Annotated in this window: 17 protein-coding genes; all 17 read right to left on the reverse strand. The window is 39.9% G+C overall.

Translation table 11 applies throughout. The features are described 5' to 3' along the window. Positions 1-3 precede the first annotated feature (3 nt). The 17 genes from B3E92_RS00205 to B3E92_RS00280 all read right to left on the reverse strand — a co-directional run bounded on the left by B3E92_RS00205 (position 4) and on the right by B3E92_RS00280 (position 16,863). On the reverse strand, positions 4-900 hold the full coding sequence (locus tag B3E92_RS00205; protein WP_286894792.1) for a glycosyltransferase family 2 protein: 897 nt from the start codon (positions 898-900) through the stop codon (positions 4-6). Between the two features lies 1 nt (position 901). Beyond that, positions 902-1,969: an EpsG family protein gene (locus tag B3E92_RS24295; protein WP_376781293.1), complete on the reverse strand. Its 1,068-nt coding sequence runs from the start codon at positions 1,967-1,969 to the stop codon at positions 902-904. A gap of 15 nt (positions 1,970-1,984) precedes the next feature. After that, complete coding sequence (locus tag B3E92_RS00210; RefSeq protein WP_286894794.1) at positions 1,985-3,019, reverse strand: hypothetical protein; 1,035 nt, start codon at positions 3,017-3,019, stop codon at positions 1,985-1,987. A 3-nt stretch (positions 3,020-3,022) separates the two neighbouring features. Further along, positions 3,023-4,363: an oligosaccharide flippase family protein gene (locus B3E92_RS00215; RefSeq protein WP_286894796.1), complete on the reverse strand. Its 1,341-nt coding sequence runs from the start codon at positions 4,361-4,363 to the stop codon at positions 3,023-3,025. Then, a complete protein-coding gene (wecB, locus tag B3E92_RS00220) occupies positions 4,324-5,451 on the reverse strand; it encodes a non-hydrolyzing UDP-N-acetylglucosamine 2-epimerase (protein WP_286894797.1) in 1,128 nt (375 codons plus the stop codon). The genes B3E92_RS00215 and wecB overlap by 40 nt, the downstream gene beginning before the upstream one ends. Positions 5,452-5,455: 4 nt before the next feature. Then, positions 5,456-6,316, reverse strand: coding sequence for a glucose-1-phosphate thymidylyltransferase RfbA (rfbA, locus tag B3E92_RS00225; protein WP_286894798.1), 861 nt, complete (start codon positions 6,314-6,316; stop codon positions 5,456-5,458). Between the two features lie 13 nt (positions 6,317-6,329). Then, positions 6,330-7,178 carry a dTDP-4-dehydrorhamnose reductase gene (rfbD, locus tag B3E92_RS00230; RefSeq protein WP_286894799.1) on the reverse strand — a complete coding sequence of 283 codons (849 nt, stop codon included), beginning with the start codon at positions 7,176-7,178 and terminating at the stop codon, positions 6,330-6,332. Continuing rightward, positions 7,175-7,723: a dTDP-4-dehydrorhamnose 3,5-epimerase gene (rfbC, locus tag B3E92_RS00235; protein WP_286894800.1), complete on the reverse strand. Its 549-nt coding sequence runs from the start codon at positions 7,721-7,723 to the stop codon at positions 7,175-7,177. Before rfbC ends, rfbD begins: the two co-directional genes overlap by 4 nt. Positions 7,724-7,731: 8 nt before the next feature. After that, positions 7,732-8,781 (reverse strand): dTDP-glucose 4,6-dehydratase, encoded by a 1,050-nt coding sequence (rfbB, locus tag B3E92_RS00240; RefSeq protein WP_115045921.1) that lies wholly within the window; start codon positions 8,779-8,781, stop codon positions 7,732-7,734. A 5-nt stretch (positions 8,782-8,786) separates the two neighbouring features. Next, positions 8,787-9,314 (reverse strand): winged helix-turn-helix domain-containing protein, encoded by a 528-nt coding sequence (locus B3E92_RS00245; RefSeq protein ID WP_286894803.1) that lies wholly within the window; start codon positions 9,312-9,314, stop codon positions 8,787-8,789. A 193-nt stretch (positions 9,315-9,507) separates the two neighbouring features. Next, positions 9,508-10,506, reverse strand: a complete 999-nt coding sequence (locus B3E92_RS00250; RefSeq protein ID WP_115049344.1) for a mannose-1-phosphate guanylyltransferase — start codon at positions 10,504-10,506, stop codon at positions 9,508-9,510. A 1-nt stretch (position 10,507) separates the two neighbouring features. Continuing rightward, positions 10,508-10,930: an adenylyltransferase/cytidyltransferase family protein gene (locus B3E92_RS00255; RefSeq protein WP_115045925.1), complete on the reverse strand. Its 423-nt coding sequence runs from the start codon at positions 10,928-10,930 to the stop codon at positions 10,508-10,510. An 81-nt stretch (positions 10,931-11,011) separates the two neighbouring features. Next, positions 11,012-11,482: an adenylyltransferase/cytidyltransferase family protein gene (locus B3E92_RS00260; RefSeq protein ID WP_286894805.1), complete on the reverse strand. Its 471-nt coding sequence runs from the start codon at positions 11,480-11,482 to the stop codon at positions 11,012-11,014. A gap of 43 nt (positions 11,483-11,525) precedes the next feature. Beyond that, positions 11,526-12,044 carry a 3'-5' exonuclease gene (locus B3E92_RS00265; protein WP_115045928.1) on the reverse strand — a complete coding sequence of 173 codons (519 nt, stop codon included), beginning with the start codon at positions 12,042-12,044 and terminating at the stop codon, positions 11,526-11,528. 79 nt (positions 12,045-12,123) lie between these two features. Then, positions 12,124-13,506, reverse strand: coding sequence for a nucleotide sugar dehydrogenase (locus tag B3E92_RS00270; protein WP_286767955.1), 1,383 nt, complete (start codon positions 13,504-13,506; stop codon positions 12,124-12,126). A 385-nt stretch (positions 13,507-13,891) separates the two neighbouring features. Next, positions 13,892-15,391, reverse strand: a complete 1,500-nt coding sequence (locus B3E92_RS00275; protein ID WP_286894808.1) for a S41 family peptidase — start codon at positions 15,389-15,391, stop codon at positions 13,892-13,894. Positions 15,392-15,582: 191 nt separating this feature from the next. Continuing rightward, positions 15,583-16,863, reverse strand: coding sequence for a replication-associated recombination protein A (locus B3E92_RS00280; RefSeq protein WP_286894810.1), 1,281 nt, complete (start codon positions 16,861-16,863; stop codon positions 15,583-15,585). Between the last annotated feature and the right edge of the window lie 113 nt (positions 16,864-16,976).

Raw genomic sequence — 16,976 nt, forward strand, 5'->3', positions numbered from 1 at the left:
TGCTTAAATTGTTTTTTTAAAAAGAATCTTAATAATCAATAGTATTCGACTTTTACCAATTCTAAAACGATAACGAATTACACTGCATATCTTACGGGTTAAACTCATCAATGGGAAATCGAGATAGGCCTGAAAAGTTTTCTGCTGCTCAGAATTCAATCTTGTTTTGAATTTCATAAAGAAGCTTTCGTTCGCGCGAAAGTGCTTCTCGTCAATAATAGAATTATTACGATTTAAGAAAGTACGCAAACGATCAAGTAAAGAAATTGAAACATTCCCTGTAACATTGCGATCGTGCTGCCTATAAAGCATCAAGGAGCTGTCAACATATCTTAATTCACCAAAACATATTGCAGACATAGTGACATAATGGTCGTGCATGCAGATATAGTCTGGTAAATCAAGAATAAGATCTCTTAACTTTTTATTGAACATTAAAGAACATCCTTGTACACCACTATTCAAAAATAAACTATTCGAAAGATCGTTCCGCTCAATTAGCGAAACTTTGGCGGCAGTTATTACACGGCCATTGTAACCGTAAGCATTACAGTACACTGCACTTGGACCCGAACACTTCTGGAGTTCTTCCACTAATATGGTCAACTTCGACTCAAACCATATATCATCCTGATCACAGAAAATAATATATTCGCTATCTGCATAAGAAAGCAGATGTAAAAAATTTAAACCTGCATTTCCCAGTTTAATCCCGTCATCAACAATCGTAACACGAGAATCTAGAACCGCATATTTGCGGACTATTGCCATTGTATCATCTGTTGATCCGTCATCGTGAACTAATACCCGCCAATCGCTAAAAGTTTGTGCCAAAAGCGAAAGTATTTGGTTTTCAATGTATAATCCACCATTATACGTCGCCATTAAAATATCTATCATATTAAAAAGTTGTGTAAGGTCTAATCAAGTTGATATCTATCATACGTAATCCATAGAGGAGGAGCAGCAGACTATAAAGAAAATATAACATCAAAAAATGATCTTTTCTTCGGAAATTAAGTCGAAAATCGTCCACGATATAGGGTAATAAAATAACAGAAAACTGAAAAAGAATAAAGGAAAAACGCTGGAATATCGATATATCTATAACTAAAAAGTTAAGAGAAACACTCAAGGCCACTAGTTTCCAATAGAAATAACTCGATTTTTCATGTACCATAGCCCGATTTCTAAAATTTGCTATTATGTATAGCAAAACTAGGACATAACCAATGATAGAAATCGAAAGGCTACCACCACTTTGGTCATTTTGGTAAATCGCCATATGATCTGTCGATAAGCCGGAATTCGTCAAATAGCTAAACACATTTAAGACCTTGCCCAGAATTAGACTGGGGAACGGTAGTAAAAGATAGATGTATTTATTATCCACATACCGTAAAAATAATAGAGCAGGAATTAAAACAATAGAGGCATTATGAACAGATAATGCGGCTAAAAAAATCAGCAATGCCCATTTGTAAGACCTATTTAGATATGCTTCAACGCTCCAAAAGATCATTGAACAGGCAAAGCCATATCGGATTTGTGTAAAATCTCTGTAAAGATAAAAGAAGCTAAGATGAAAAAGCAGGGATAGAAATATATAAGTAGATTTCTTTTGATAATATCTGAAATTCAGATATCCGGTAGCGACAGATATAAGTAGGAGAAAAGAGCGAAATGTGAAGCCTAATTTATATAGGTAATGGTTCAAAAATACATAACCTTTTTCTACATATCCAAAACCACCTTTTATTATCTGTGGCACAGACGCTTTACCATAAAAGTTATACATAGCTTCATAAGCTCTGCTATCATTATCTATCCCAATTGATCGAAATCCAACAATGATTATTAAAAATGCACTAAAAAGGAAATACAATGCATTTTTGACCCCCTTAATATCTACGAAGTCAAAAAAGCACAATAGAAAGCTAATAATAAAAATCGAATAGTAAAATTCCATAAAACGAAAATTCGATTAAAGATTCCTTATATCAACAAGTACATTTTCGGACTTCATACGTTGGATAATATTTACATTGTGAGCGCTTTTTTTGGGCACTAAACTACTAACTTGCTGAAGTGTGACACGCTCATAACCATACGATCTGAAATCGCCTATATGATCACTTAATACAATAGGAACAATACCATAATTCATGTATTCAATAATTTTAGTTGGACATGCTACATTATTAACAACAATATCATCACGTAATACAAATCCATAATGGCATTGACTATATACTTCACCCAATTGAGAAGGGTGTAGGCTTCGAACGCTTATCTGCTCAGAATCACCTATCTTTTGGGATACAAGCCGTTTTAATTCTAGCGGTTCACCGGTAAGTAGGTGAAATACATAATTCGCATTCTCCATCATCTTTTCCACAGCTTCTAGCATCAATTCGATATTCTGCCATTTTTGCAAATTGCCCGAGTAAACAATATGAACCTTAGTATCTTTTGATTCTGCATCGTAAGCAAAATGATTAAGGTTGTTTGGAAATATAGTATACTTTATGAATCTAACTTTGCTCCAGGGATATTTCTTTTTGTAATATTCCCGCATTGAATCTGTGACAGTTATAACAGTAGTATTTTTCCTTGAAAAAATTAATCGTTCACATTTATTAAAAACTGACCTTCTAAAACTTGCTCCAATTAGCTCATTTTCTTCTGGAACGACCCCGTGTAGATCAAGCACATATTTCTTGCTAAACGTAGCTATATATGGAAAGCTGGGTAGCACATTATAAACAGAATGTATGTATACTTTGCTTGCCCTTTTGAACAATCCAATTATGGTCCATAAATGAATAATACTATTACAATGATATAGCGTTATCTTATCTGAAATATTTTGCTTGTGTAACTTTCGATAGCGAAAGGGCGAAACGCATAGATAAACGCGTTCTTGATCCGAATGAAAGCTATCAATATTTAAGATTCGCTGGGACATTCCTTCCTTTACTACTTCGCCTAGCGGATAATCTGCCAAAAATAAAATCATATACTATAAAAATTTCCTTACAAATACAAATTGAACAAAACTATGAAAAATATAACTGATAAGATATGCTAAAGCAAGACCAGTAGCTCCAAAACTATTTTGAACCACTAAAATATACGTGGAAAAGATCAGAACAAGTGCCCACATTAAATTCACAAAGAAACCTAACCACATTCTACCTTGGCTAGCAATTGCCTGACCGATAACGTTATTTGCCGCTATAAAAGCCGTTGTAATAAACATAATAAGCATCGGATATGTTGCATTGATGTAATTTCCTCCATAAAACCAAACAATAACGGGCGTTAATAGTACCAAAACAATTACAAAAAGCAGCCCTACATATATATTAATTTTTAAGTTTTTATAGAAATACATTCTATATGCAGCTTTATCATTAACAGAAGATGCTAATAAAGGCAATACGATCTGGGATAAAGCCGCGGGGATAAAAAGGATTGTTGTACGCCATTGATTTGCAATATCAAAAACTGCCATCTCCTGATAGCCTCCAGGCTGGTTAACTAAAAAATAATTACAAAGCCAAATTACAGGTCCTATCATTAAACCGGCTAATATTGCCGGCAAACTGAATTTCCACAAAACACCGATCTCTTTAAAGTTCTCTCGTTTTAAAATCTGAATACTGAAATCAACATAGAAATATTTTTTTATGGATATGTAATTTAGTGCGTAAAGTATGACAAAGTTAAATCCAAAGGCAAGTACTACCGAATCTAAATTGCCATAAATAGAAGTGATAACAAGTAATAAAGAAGATAATACCCCCGCCGTAGCGTTATTTATCGAAGATTCTTTGAAACGTTCAATCCCATTAAGAATACCCGCCTGAACTCCATTTAAAGAGGAGAAGAATAGGATAAATGATGAAATCCTGATTTCTTTCGCTAGATTGGGAGCAGCAATTTGATTCGCTATTTGCGCCGCAAAACAATAAATGAATAATCCTATAGACAAACTTAACAATATGGCAAAAAAATTGGAAAGTCCAATAATTCGTTCTACTTTCCCCCTATCAATAGACCTAAATTCAGATATATATTTTGTGGCAGTCATTCCCAATTCTAATCCGGCAAAAACTGCGAACATCAAAATCGTAGACTTTATAATTCCAAATTGTCCATATTCTTCCTTTACCATAAACCTCGTCATTACTACAGTAGCAATCAATAACGAGAATTTTGACACTATATTTCCGACTAAAATCCAAAAACTATGGTTAAAAAGCCTTTTGTTTAAATCGGAAGAAAGTAAGCCTCCTATTTTATTTTTAATAGAATTTATCAACGTTGCTGTAAAATAAAGTTTATGATACGAGCACATGCCTTACCATCGCCATATGGGTTATGGAGTTCGCTCATCTTTTTGTAAAGTGTATCTTTTGAAAGAAGAGCACTAGCCTCCTCAACTATTTTCTTTTTGTCAGTACCAACTAATATAACCGTTCCCGCTTCTACCGCTTCTGGCCTTTCTGTAGTATCACGCATCACTAACACTGGTTTTCCCAGACTCGGAGCTTCTTCTTGTACGCCGCCCGAATCCGTAATAATGAGATAAGAATTCGACATCAGCCACACAAAAGCCGGATAAGCTAATGGTTCGATCAAATCTATATTTTCAATACCTGATAAAATTTCATAAACCGGCCCCTTAACATTTGGATTTAAATGAACCGGATAAATAATCTGAACATTTTGATTATGGATGGCTATATCACGTAAAGCTTCACAAATATTAATAAATCCCTGCCCATGGTTTTCACGACGATGACCCGTAACTAAAATAAGCTTTTTGGTGGGATCAACAAGTTTTCGTAAAGCATTAATTTCGGGACTCTCTATATCTTTAACCTTAACTGAACTATCCAACAAGGCGTCAATAACCGTGTTTCCCGTAACCAATATTGAATCGTTGGAAATATTTTCACGGAGTAAATTCTCTTTTGATTGTTCCGTTGGCGCAAAATGGTAGTCTGCAATACGTCCAGTCACTTGTCTATTGATTTCTTCTGGAAAAGGCGAACGTTTATCATGGGTACGTAATCCAGCCTCAATATGACAAACTTTCGCTCCAGCGTAGAAAGATGCTATACTTGCTGCCATCGTCGTAGTTGTATCACCATGGACATAAACAAAATCAGGTGAAAAATCTTCCAAAACCGGTTTTAATTGTGTTATAATATCAGCCGTTAAACCATATAAATTTTGATTTGGCTTCATGATATCGAGGTCATAATCTGGTGTTATTTGAAAAAATTCTAACACCTGGTCAAGCATTTCCCGATGTTGGGCCGTTACACAAACTCTAGTATCAAAATCTTGGCTGTTCTCCTTAAACGCAAGAACTAAAGGAGCCATTTTAATAGCTTCCGGTCGCGTTCCAAATATTATTAAATTTTTTTTTCTGTTCATATTTCTATTTGCAAACTTTCATCAAATACTCCCCATACCCACTTTTCCTCAAAGGCTCTGCAATTTTAATCAGCTGCTCTCTACCAATATAGCCCATACGATAAGCAACCTCCTCAATAGCGGCGATCTTCATCCCTTGGCGCTCCTCAATTACCTGGACAAACTGTCCGGCCTGCATCAGTGAATTGATTGTGCCTGTATCTAACCAAGCCGTTCCCCGATCAAAAACCCCCACCTTTAATTTTTCGCGTTTCAAATACTCCGCATTAATATCCGTGATCTCCAGTTCTCCACGCGGCGAAGGCTTAATATTCTTGGCAATCTCAACAACGTCATTGTCATAGAAATATAAGCCTGGTACGGCATACTTTGATTTCGGTTCCTTCGGCTTTTCTTCTATAGAAACAACCCTATTGTCCTGATCAAACTCCACAACACCATATCGCTCGGGATCAGAAACCTGATAAGCAAATACCACGCCACCATCTGGATCCGATGAGTCTTGCAACAACTTGGACATCCCTGATGCGTAAAATATATTGTCTCCAAGAATCAATGCAACTTTATCGTCTCCAATAAACTCCTCACCCAAAATAAAGGCTTGTGCCAGACCATCCGGACTGGGTTGCTCTTTGTACGAAAACTTACAGCCGATTTGTGATCCATCGCCCAATAGCTTCTGGAAATTGGGCAGGTCCTGCGGCGTGGAAATAATTAAAATTTCGTTGATCCCTGCCAACATTAAGGTGGACAACGGATAATAAATCATGGGTTTATCATACACGGGCATCAATTGTTTAGACACAGCTAAAGTCAATGGATGTAAACGTGTGCCAGAGCCCCCGGCTAATATAATTCCTTTCATAATTAGCGATTGATTATAACTTATTTAACATTGCTTTCAAACTATCATGCCAACATGGTACCGACAGGTTGAACGTGGTTTTTATCTTTGTTTTATCCAATAATGAATATTTTGGACGTCTTGCAGGAGTAGGATACTGGGTCGTAGGAATGGGATGGATCTGACAATCCAATCCTTTTAAATCCCGAATCGCAACAGCAAAGTCATACCATGAAATCTCACCTTCGTTGCTAAAATGATAGATCCCACCTTCCCATACACCTGAACCCATAATAGTCAGAATAGCCTCAGCTAAATCTTTTGCATAGGTTGGAGAACCAATCTGATCGTTTATAACAGAAATCTCTTCGCGCTCCCCCATTAAACGGATCATGGTTTTCACAAAATTATTGCCATAGGTCGAATGGACCCAGGAAGTCCGAATAATGATACCCTCTGGAAGCCATTTTTGAATAGCTTGCTCACCCTTTAGTTTGGTGAGCCCATAAACATTCACTGGATCAACTGGCGCATCTTCAGTCAGTGCGATAGCTGAGTTCCCATCAAATACATAGTCTGTAGAAATAGCAATCAATTTTGAGCCATGAAGACGGCAATATTGCGCGATTTCTTCTGTGGCTAAATGATTGATCCGATCAGCCAATTCGGCCTCTGATTCGGCCTTATCTACAGCGGTATAGGCCGCAGCATGAATAATGATATCGGGCTGATACTGCCCTAAAATATCCTGTATAATCTGCGTATGCTCCAAAGGAAGTTCCTGGCGGTCCAAGAAAAAACAGTCTTTATCCGTTTGTGGAGACAACAGGTCTTTTAACTCAGACCCAAGCTGTCCATTAGCTCCTGTAATAACTACCCTCATACCCCGAAGACCTCCTTGAAACTGGGTGCAGTTTGATCTTTTTCGGACAATAACATCTCTGCTGTGGGTATCTGCCAGTCTACAGCCAAATCTGCATCCAAGGGATGCACCCCACACTCAGACTGCTTGTTGTAAAAATTGTCGCACTTATAAAAGAAGGTCGCTGTTTCGCTCAATACGACAAAACCATGTAAAAATCCACGTGGAACAAATAGCTGTAAGTTATTGTCCGCCGATAAGTTAACGGCTACATATTGCCCAAAAGTAGCTGAATCTGGCCGGGCATCTACCGCAACATCAATCACTTCTCCTTGGAGAACGCGTACCAATTTTGCTTGAGCATGTTCACCTGCTTGTGCATGCAGCCCCCTCAAAACACCCCGCGTTGAATAGGACTGATTATCCTGCACAAAATGAGTATTTGTACTAGTGAGGTCATTGAAGGTTTTTTCATTAAAACTTTCCATAAAATACCCCCTTGAATCACCATATTTGGCCGGCTCCAAAATAAAACAGCCTTTTAACTTTGTTTCTGTAACTTGCATCGAAGAAATTAGTTATATTGATTTGCGTAATAATTTTGGTAATCGCCTGAAGTAACACGATCCAACCATTCCTGATTGTTTAAAAACCAATCGATGGTGATGGAAAGCCCCTGCTCAAATGTGACCGAGGGTTCATAACCTAACTCTTGGTTGATCTTACTGGCATCAATGGCATAACGTAAATCATGGCCTGGCCGATCTTTCACAAAAGTAATAAGCTCCGCAGCAGTACCAGCCGGACGCCCCAATTTTTCATCGACTTGCTTACATAATTCCTTCACCAAATCTATATTCTGCCATTCATTGAATCCGCCAACGTTATAGGAGCCGCCGTTTTGACCATTATGGTAAACCAGATCGATCGCTTTGGCATGATCAATAACAAACAGCCAATCCCGTGTATATTTCCCATCACCATAAATAGGCAATGGCTTATTATTTAATATATTGTGGATACACAGGGGAATTAACTTTTCCGGGAAATGATTTGGTCCATAGTTATTCGAGCAATTGGTCAGCACAATTGGAAGGCCATAGGTATCGTGATAGGCACGTACGAAATGGTCGGAAGATGCCTTTGACGCAGAATAAGGCGAATGTGGATCGTACTTAGTCTCTTCAGTAAACAATCCTGTCGCTCCTAATGCGCCAAAAACCTCATCGGTAGAAACATGATGAAAACGCTTCCCTTGATAATTTTCCTTCCAGATCTCTTTCGCAGCGTTTAGCAGGTTAACTGTACCAATGACATTGGTCATCACAAAGGCTGTGGGGTCTGTAATGGATCGGTCTACATGGGATTCGGCAGCCAAATGAATAACACCATCCGGCTGGTGCTGACGAAAAATATCAAAAATCAAACTGGCATCGGTAATATCCGCCTTTATAAATTGATAATTGGGTTTATTTTCAATGTCCTTTAGATTTTCTAAATTACCCGCATACGTCAAAGCATCCAGATTGATAATATGATATTCGGGGTATTTATTAACAAATTCACGCACCACATGGGAACCTATAAATCCGGCTCCGCCGGTAATGATAATTGTTTTATTCATATAGCTTAATATCTTTTAATGTACTGATCGTCATTCAAATAAAGTTTAATCTTTTGCTCGCCTGAAACTTTATTAAAATAAAGACATACCTTTTTACCTAAATGTTCCCCAATCTTGTCCGCTAACAGCAATAAGTATGCCTCATTTATATCATCCCCTAAAATAAGGACCTCGATTGTTCCGGTGTCCAAGCCCTTAGCATAATCGCCCAATAGACTCACCTCCTGAATATGACCCGCTTGGTCAAGCACTTGCTCCACCAGCTGGTCGATACCCAAAAACGTATGGATCAAATTTTGGATAGGCCTAAATAACGAATGCTTCGTATTGGCACTATATACGATCTTATTCTTTTCAGTTTTACGTTCGAGGTAACCAGCTTCTGAAAGTTGATTTAGTTCCTTACGAATGGCATTGGTAGATTCCTGAAACTCCTCTGCCAAGCCTCGCAGATGTGCCCTGTTTGTTGCTGACACAAAAAATTTGATCAGCAATTTCAGCCGTGTCTTTGAAGTAATCAGAGTTTCTAGCATTGGATAGCTTATTGAGCAACAAAAGTACTCATACGGATTTAAATTATCAAATCCGTATAGTGAATTAGTTTTAACTTTATATTATTTTATCTTAAAAAATCGACGACCAATACTGTTGGAAAAATGTTGTTTTATATCTTCAGTAAGATGAAAGTGTAGACGTAAGGCTTAGGAATACAATGCACCTTTGGTATTAATCGATCAATTTTGACTGATGTCGCTCTAATGTATTGTAAATCTTTTTAACGTCCTGTGATTTTTCCTTTTGCAAAACCAAAACAGCATCTTTGGTATAGACTAGGATTGCATTTTTCAGACCTACAAATGCAGTATAGGTATCGGTACCTATGACCATGTTACCATTTTCATCGACAGGGTGCCCGGTTGATTTGAGATAATCATACATGGACTCGAAAGAGCCGAGATCAGACCAATCAAAAGCAGTAGCAACAACACGAATTTTTTTTGAACGTTCCATAACGGCATAGTCTACTGATATAGATGGAACCTCTTTGGACAGATCAACATCGAGTTCCCCATCGCGGCGATGCTGCCAGGCAGCAAGTGCTGTCGCGTAAACTTTGGGCTCAAAGGTCTGCAGTTCAGAAAGAAAAGTATCTGCGCGAAAACAAAACATCCCAGAGTTCCACAGGAAATTGCCACGTTCGATAAAATCTTCGGCAGTATCCTGATTGGGCTTTTCGCGAAAGGAAAGAACATGATCATCTTTATATTCGATATAGCCATAGCCTGTCTCGGGACGGGTGGGCTTGATACCGAAGGTCACGATATAGCCTTTATTTGCTTTTTCGATTCCTTCACTGATTGCATCCTGATATGCCTCATCACCAACTATAACATGATCCGAAGGTGTTACGATCAAAATATCATCGGGCTGAGCAGCAAAGGCAGCAAAAGCAATAGCAGCAGCCGTATTGCGGGGCGTAGCTTCGATAATATCGAGATAAGCGATACCTTGGGTTTCCATCACCTCTCTGCTCAGCAAGTGATTGTCCCGGTTGCCGACCACAATAACCTGTCCGCAAAGGGGCTGATTGCGCTTAACGGTCATCTCGAATAACGAACCTTCTTTAAACAGTGAAAGATATTGCTTAGGGTAGCTTTTTCGCGAAAGGGGCCATAAACGGCTCCCTACGCCGCCCGTCAGGACGACATGTATAACTTTATTCATCTTATTTCTTTGTGGTTTCTTTTTCATAGACGACTCTGCGCAGCTGGGCACTTGAAAATCGGTGTGTACGCTTATTGTAATAGATATCTATGCCTTCCTCAACGCAGTATTTCTTGCCTGTAAAATCAGCATCGCGATATTCTTCGCCAATAATACGAAGATTGATAGGTAAGGCTTTGATCATATCGATCAAATCTTGCTCTGTCTCATAAGGAATAATCTCGTCAACATATCGGCAGCCTTCCAGTTGAATATAGCGTTCTACGATAGTCTGTGTGGGCTTTGCTTTTTCGGGAGAAACTTCTGAAGGATCGGTATTCAATCCGACAATTAAATAATCGCAGTGACGCTTGGCTTCTTCCAGCATCATAATATGACCGGCATGCAGCAAATCAAATACGCCAAATGTAATGCCTATTTTCATTTGAAAGGATTTATCAGTTTAATAATCAGCAGTCTTCTGTAAGAAAATACCGCTATGTCTATTTGTAATTGTCAATTAGAATTATTGCTCCGACTTTTCGGCAACAATTCGGCGTAAACCTGAACTTGAGAACCGATGGTCACGGCTATTAAAATAGAGATCTATGCCTTGTTCTTCACAGTACTGACGCCCGGTAAATTCGCGCTCGCGATATTCATCGCCTACGATGCGCACATCGATCTTAAAAGACCGCAATACATCTTCTAAGTCCTGCTCCGTCGCATAGGGAACAATCTGATCGACATACTTGCACCCTTTAAGCTGTATATACCGCTCAACAACAGTCTGTACAGGTTTGTTTTTCTCGGGACGATCCAGGGTCGGATCGGTCTGCAGGCCGCAGATCAGATAATCGCACTGCCGCTTGGCATCCTCGAGCATCTTGATGTGACCGGCGTGCAACAGGTCAAAAGCACTAAATGTAATGCCGACCCGTGCTTCTTTTAATGGTGTTTTTATCATATGATGATTAATAATGTGTATTAGTTGCAAACAAAGTGTATGCCTAAAACAACTGGCACCTAAATATACTGACTTATTTTTTATGTTCAAGCTTATGCATCAAAAAAAGCTCCGCACAAGCCCGGGCATCGGAAAGTGCTTCATGATGATTTAAGTCGATCCCCATTACTTCACAGCACGCATTGAGACGTGCAGGCTTAAAACCTTTGCTTTGATAAATTTTAAATGTACACTCCCACTGATTGGACAGGCCAAGGCTTTCATAGGGCAAACTATAATGCAGCATCGTCTTGCGCAGTACATTGCGATCAAACAGTTCATTATGGGCCACCATCATGCGATTGGCGATAAGGGGCTTAATTTTAAAATAAAGTTCTTCAAAAGTCGGCGAGTCGAATGTATCACGTGGTTTGATGCCGTGTACGCGCGTAGTCTGCCACATATATTGATTTCCGGGCGGTCGAATCAGGGAATGAAACTCATCCACAATAAGACCATGCTCAACAACAACGAGCCCAATGGCACATGCCGAGTTCTGATTGGCTGTCGCTGTTTCAAAATCTATAGCTGTAAAACTTAACCCCTCTACCATTTATTATTAACTAAAACTTTGATATAATACATTTGTTTCACTCTTGCGCGGGTTTATACAAGCTGACGAAGGTTATTTCTTATTCGCCAATGCCATAATAAATAAATCCTAACGATTCCAGCTGCTTTCTATCCAATAGCTTACGTCCATCAAAAATAAAAGATGGCTTATTCATACTGGATTTGATCTTCTCCCAATCATAATCTTTAAATTCATCCCACTCGGTCAATATCGCTATAGCATGAGCTCCTTTTATAGCCTCATAGGGGTCTGTTGCCACCGTTACCCATGAGCGGTTATCAGCTGGATTCCGTGTCCCCAATGCATCTAGGTCCTTATAGATCTGTGATGCCGGAACTTTGGGATCATAGACTGTAATCGCCGCCTCCTCGCTGAGCAACTGATCGCCCACATAGATGGCAGCAGATTCCCTGGTGTCATTTGTTTCCTTTTTAAATGCCCAGCCGAGAAAGGCGATCTTTTTACCATTCACGGTATTGTACATCCACTGAACTATTTTATCCGCAAATCGGGACTTCTGATGGTCATTTAAGATGATGACTTGTTCCCAATAATCAGCCACAGCATGCAAGTTGTAACTTCGTGCTATATACACTAAATTTAAAATATCTTTCTGAAAACAAGATCCACCAAACCCTACGGAGGCTTTTAGAAATTTGTTCCCTATACGGCTATCCCGCCCGACTGCGGCCGCCACCTCATGCACACTGGCTCCCGTGACTTCACATAACTCAGATATTGCATTTATAGATGAAACCCGCTGCGCCAGAAATGCATTAGCCACCAGCTTGGAAAGCTCTGAGGACCACAAATTTGTCGTGATAATACGCTCGCGAGGAACCCAAGATTCATATAGGCTTACAAGTGCAGCTATAGCAGATTCATGGTCACCTCCAATGAGAACACGGTCAGGCTCATTTAGATCGGCTATTGCTGTTCCTTCGGCCAAAAATTCGGGATTGGAAAGAATTTGAAAATTAACTCCGTTTCCGGTATTGTCTAATATACTTTTAAGCGCTGACGCCGTCCGCACCGGTAAGGTGGACTTTTCCACAATAATTTTATCATTTTTGGATACCGCCGCAATTTGTCTCGCGCAAAGTTCGATATATTTTAAATCTGCCGCCTGCCCTTTTCCTTTTCCATAGGATTTGGTAGGTGTATTGACAGAGATAAATATCATATCGGCTTCATCAATTGCACGATCGACTTCTGTCGAAAAAAACAAATTCCTTCCCCGGCATTCACCCACCACATCTGCCAAACCTGGCTCGTAGATAGGCAACTGACTGAGATCCGAGGCATTCCATGCTTTTATACGCTCGGCATTCATATCCACAACAGTCACCGTTATGGATGGATTTTTATTTGCTATAACAGACATGGTAGGGCCTCCTACATATCCCGCTCCAATGCAAGCTACTTTTGTTATTTTTCTCATTTAAATGAAATATTTTAATGCCATAAAGACTTAACGATTTCAATGATATAGTTGAATCTACAAACTTACTTAACATGTTCCTTTCCCACAAACAAAACCTTCTTGATTTCGCAGTCAACAGTAGCGATGATAACAAAAGGAGGTTGCTGCTGACCAATAAGATTCGGACCTGCTTCGGACTTGCTTCGCCCGTGGCCAGACAATGGCCCAATTGGTAACGAACCTTCTACAGTCTTTGAACAGGAATTTTCTGTTCAAAGACTGTACGGGATCTGTACAAGATCTGTTCGAGCCCGAAGGTGGTACGAACACAAGGCGAATAAAACCATAATAAGATCCCCGAAAAGTCTCGCCGACAAATGAGGAATTACTTGCAGCTGCGTAATTAACGTTTCTTGATCATGCCGCGGTCCGGACGCATATTGACCTCGCTTTTGTTAAGCGTACGATAGCCTTTTCGGCTTACGGCATTGATAGAAGCTTTGGTGGTAATACCCGGTGCAGCATCGTTCAAGGCTGTCGCCAACATCGTTTCTTTCTTGTCACCCACATCAACAAATACATAATCCGTTATATTGCTTTTATCGGGGACAAAACCATCCCAATAGCCGGAAAAATCCGCCGAATTTTTCAATAGAAAGGACACTGGCCAGAAAGAAACTTTATTTTGCACAACCTGCTCAAAGAAACCTACTGGCTTGCCGTATGTACGTGTACCAGAGGCTATAATCTGTACTTGCAGATAGGGTTTAAGCACATTGATCAGCATTTCAGCAGCCGATGCCGTGCGGTCGCTCACCAGAAAATAGACTTTATTCAAGTTCAAATTGCTCTTGCCTTCAAATTTTGTATCCTGAAACATCTTATTGATGCTCGGCGTCGCTTTGATATAATCGTTCACCTCATAGGTGAGCATCAGCTTTCCTTTGGTAATGGCTCCACCAATTTTATCGGCGACATAAGCAGACGCATCTACATATCCCCCTCCATTGTAGCGTAAATCAACAATTAAACTTTTAATCTGCTGAGTTTGGAATTTTTCAAAAGCGGCATCGATCTTTTGTTGATTGACATTATTATTTTCAATCTCTTCAAAAGATGATAAGGCAAGATAACCTACGTTGTTTCCATTATAGGTATAGACGGAATCTTTATAAATCGGGTCAATGGTATAGCCATTGGCATAAGTAAGATCTTTGGTCGTTGTTGTCCCGTCCTGATGTTTCACCTGCAACTTAAGTGTACCAGCGTCCAGGGCAGCATTCAGTTTGTTCATCATCTTGTCCCGCGCACTTGCATCATTGATGGTACAACCGCTAGCCGTACAGGTGACAGCGATCGAGTAATCGGAATCACCGTTGACAGCCGTAATAAAATCAGACCGTTTGAAACCTGCCTTTTGGGCTGGGGATCCCCCCTCGACAAAATAGATAATGGGCTGTGCCGTTTTTTCGTCTTCTGTTCCGAGCTGCACATAGATCCCATAACCTTCGTTGGTATCCATCTTGAGCCTGCCAGAAGCAGTAGCTCCGGTGTTATAGCCGTCGAGACCCTCCATATAGGAAAATCGGTCAAAGACCCCGTTTGGATAAGCCGCATGTGCCGGTGTCATTTTCTTCAGCGCATCGAGCACCAAATCTGCCGAACCATATTTATCCGTAAATTGGGAAGGATCTTTCGTATAATCAGGGATGGATTTGTCCCAAAGTGAATATAGCTTATAATACTTATAGATATCATCCTTGATCAGCTGCGCTTCGGTACGCTCGACCGGTTCGGGTTCGGGCTCTGGTTGAGGAGTATCCTTTTGACAGGAGAAGACTAAAAGTCCAGTTAGTGCTAGAATAGTCAAACGTCCTGTTTGTTTTAAAGGCGCTAAGTTCATAGTTGAAACATTTGTAAAACAAACATAAATAATTTAAGTTGATCCGCAATAAAAAAAACACGCTGACCATGGGGAGTGCCAGCGTGTTTACTACCTATTGAAAAACGTTATGATAACAAGCAAAGGTACGAGATAGTTTTAAAAAAAATTAAAAAATACCCGCCAAGCCTCCTTTTTCATAACATATTGATTTAATACTTATATTTTTCCTTCCATTTGTCCCGTAAACTTTGTCTTAGTTTTTCCTCCTGCGGATTTTGCCCGGGCTCATACAATTTGACACCACTAATTTCTTTGGGCAGAAATTCCTGAACGACAAAATTCCCCGGATAGGCATGTGCGTACTTGTATTCGGCGCCAAAATTTAGGTCTTTCATCAATTTGGTCGGTGCATTACGGATATGCAGCGGTACAGACAGATCTCCTGTTTGCTTCACCAAGGCCTGTGCCTTATTGATGGCCTCGTAGGATGCATTACTTTTGACCGAGGTAGCCAGATAGATCACTGTCTGCGAGAGAATAATACGTGATTCGGGCCATCCAATCACATTCACTGCCTGAAAACAGTTGTTGGCCAACAGTAAGGCATTGGGATTTGCATTGCCAATGTCTTCAGAAGCCAAAATCAGCAGCCGCCGTGCAATAAAGGACGGATCCTCTCCGCCTTCAATCATCCGTGCAAGCCAATATACCGCAGCATTCGGATCTGACCCACGGATGGATTTGATAAAAGCGGATATAATATCGTAATGTTGCTCCCCCGCCTTGTCATAAATAGCCATATTTTGCTGTACCTGTTTCAGGACAAAGGCGTTTGTAATTGGCTCTTTGTGCAATACTGCCGCATTGACAACCAGCTCGAGCACATTTAACAATTTACGTGCGTCGCCACCAGACAGCCGCAACAAGGCCTCATATTCTTCGACAACAATTGCCTGTTGCTGTAAATATTCGTCTTCATGTAATGCTTTTTGGATCAATCCAATAAGATCTACTTCCGAAAGATGTTCCAATACATAGACTTGGCAACGCGAGAGCAATGCGGAGATAACTTCAAACGAGGGGTTTTCTGTTGTTGCACCAATAAGTGTCACCAGCCCACGTTCAACAGCCCCTAAAAGTGAATCTTGCTGCGACTTGGAAAAACGGTGAATCTCATCAATAAACAAAATGGGTTGATCTTGATTGAAATTCATCAGCCGTTCAGCTTTTTCAATCACTTCACGAATATCTTTCACCCCGGCCTGAATTGCACTTAATGAAAAGAACGGCCTGTCGAGTTCTCTTGCGATCAGCAAGGCCAAACTTGTTTTTCCGACCCCTGGAGGCCCCCATAGTATCATGGAAGGAATATTCTTTTGCTGGATGGCATGATAGAGTACTGCATCTGGCCCAACAATATGCTGTTGTCCCACATAATCGCTCAATTGCCGCGGTCTAAGTCGTTCTGCTAATGGAATTCGTGTTGCCATAACACAAAGTTAAACATTAAAACAGCACAACGGCTAAATATTTTAGCTTTATTCATCCAGGCTCTTTCGACGAAGAGTACAGTAAAGCGATAAGCTTCAGGCTTTCACAAGCA

The sequence above is a fragment of the Sphingobacterium sp. UBA6317 genome, from assembly GCF_002440385.1.
GTDB lineage: Bacteria > Bacteroidota > Bacteroidia > Sphingobacteriales > Sphingobacteriaceae > Sphingobacterium > Sphingobacterium multivorum.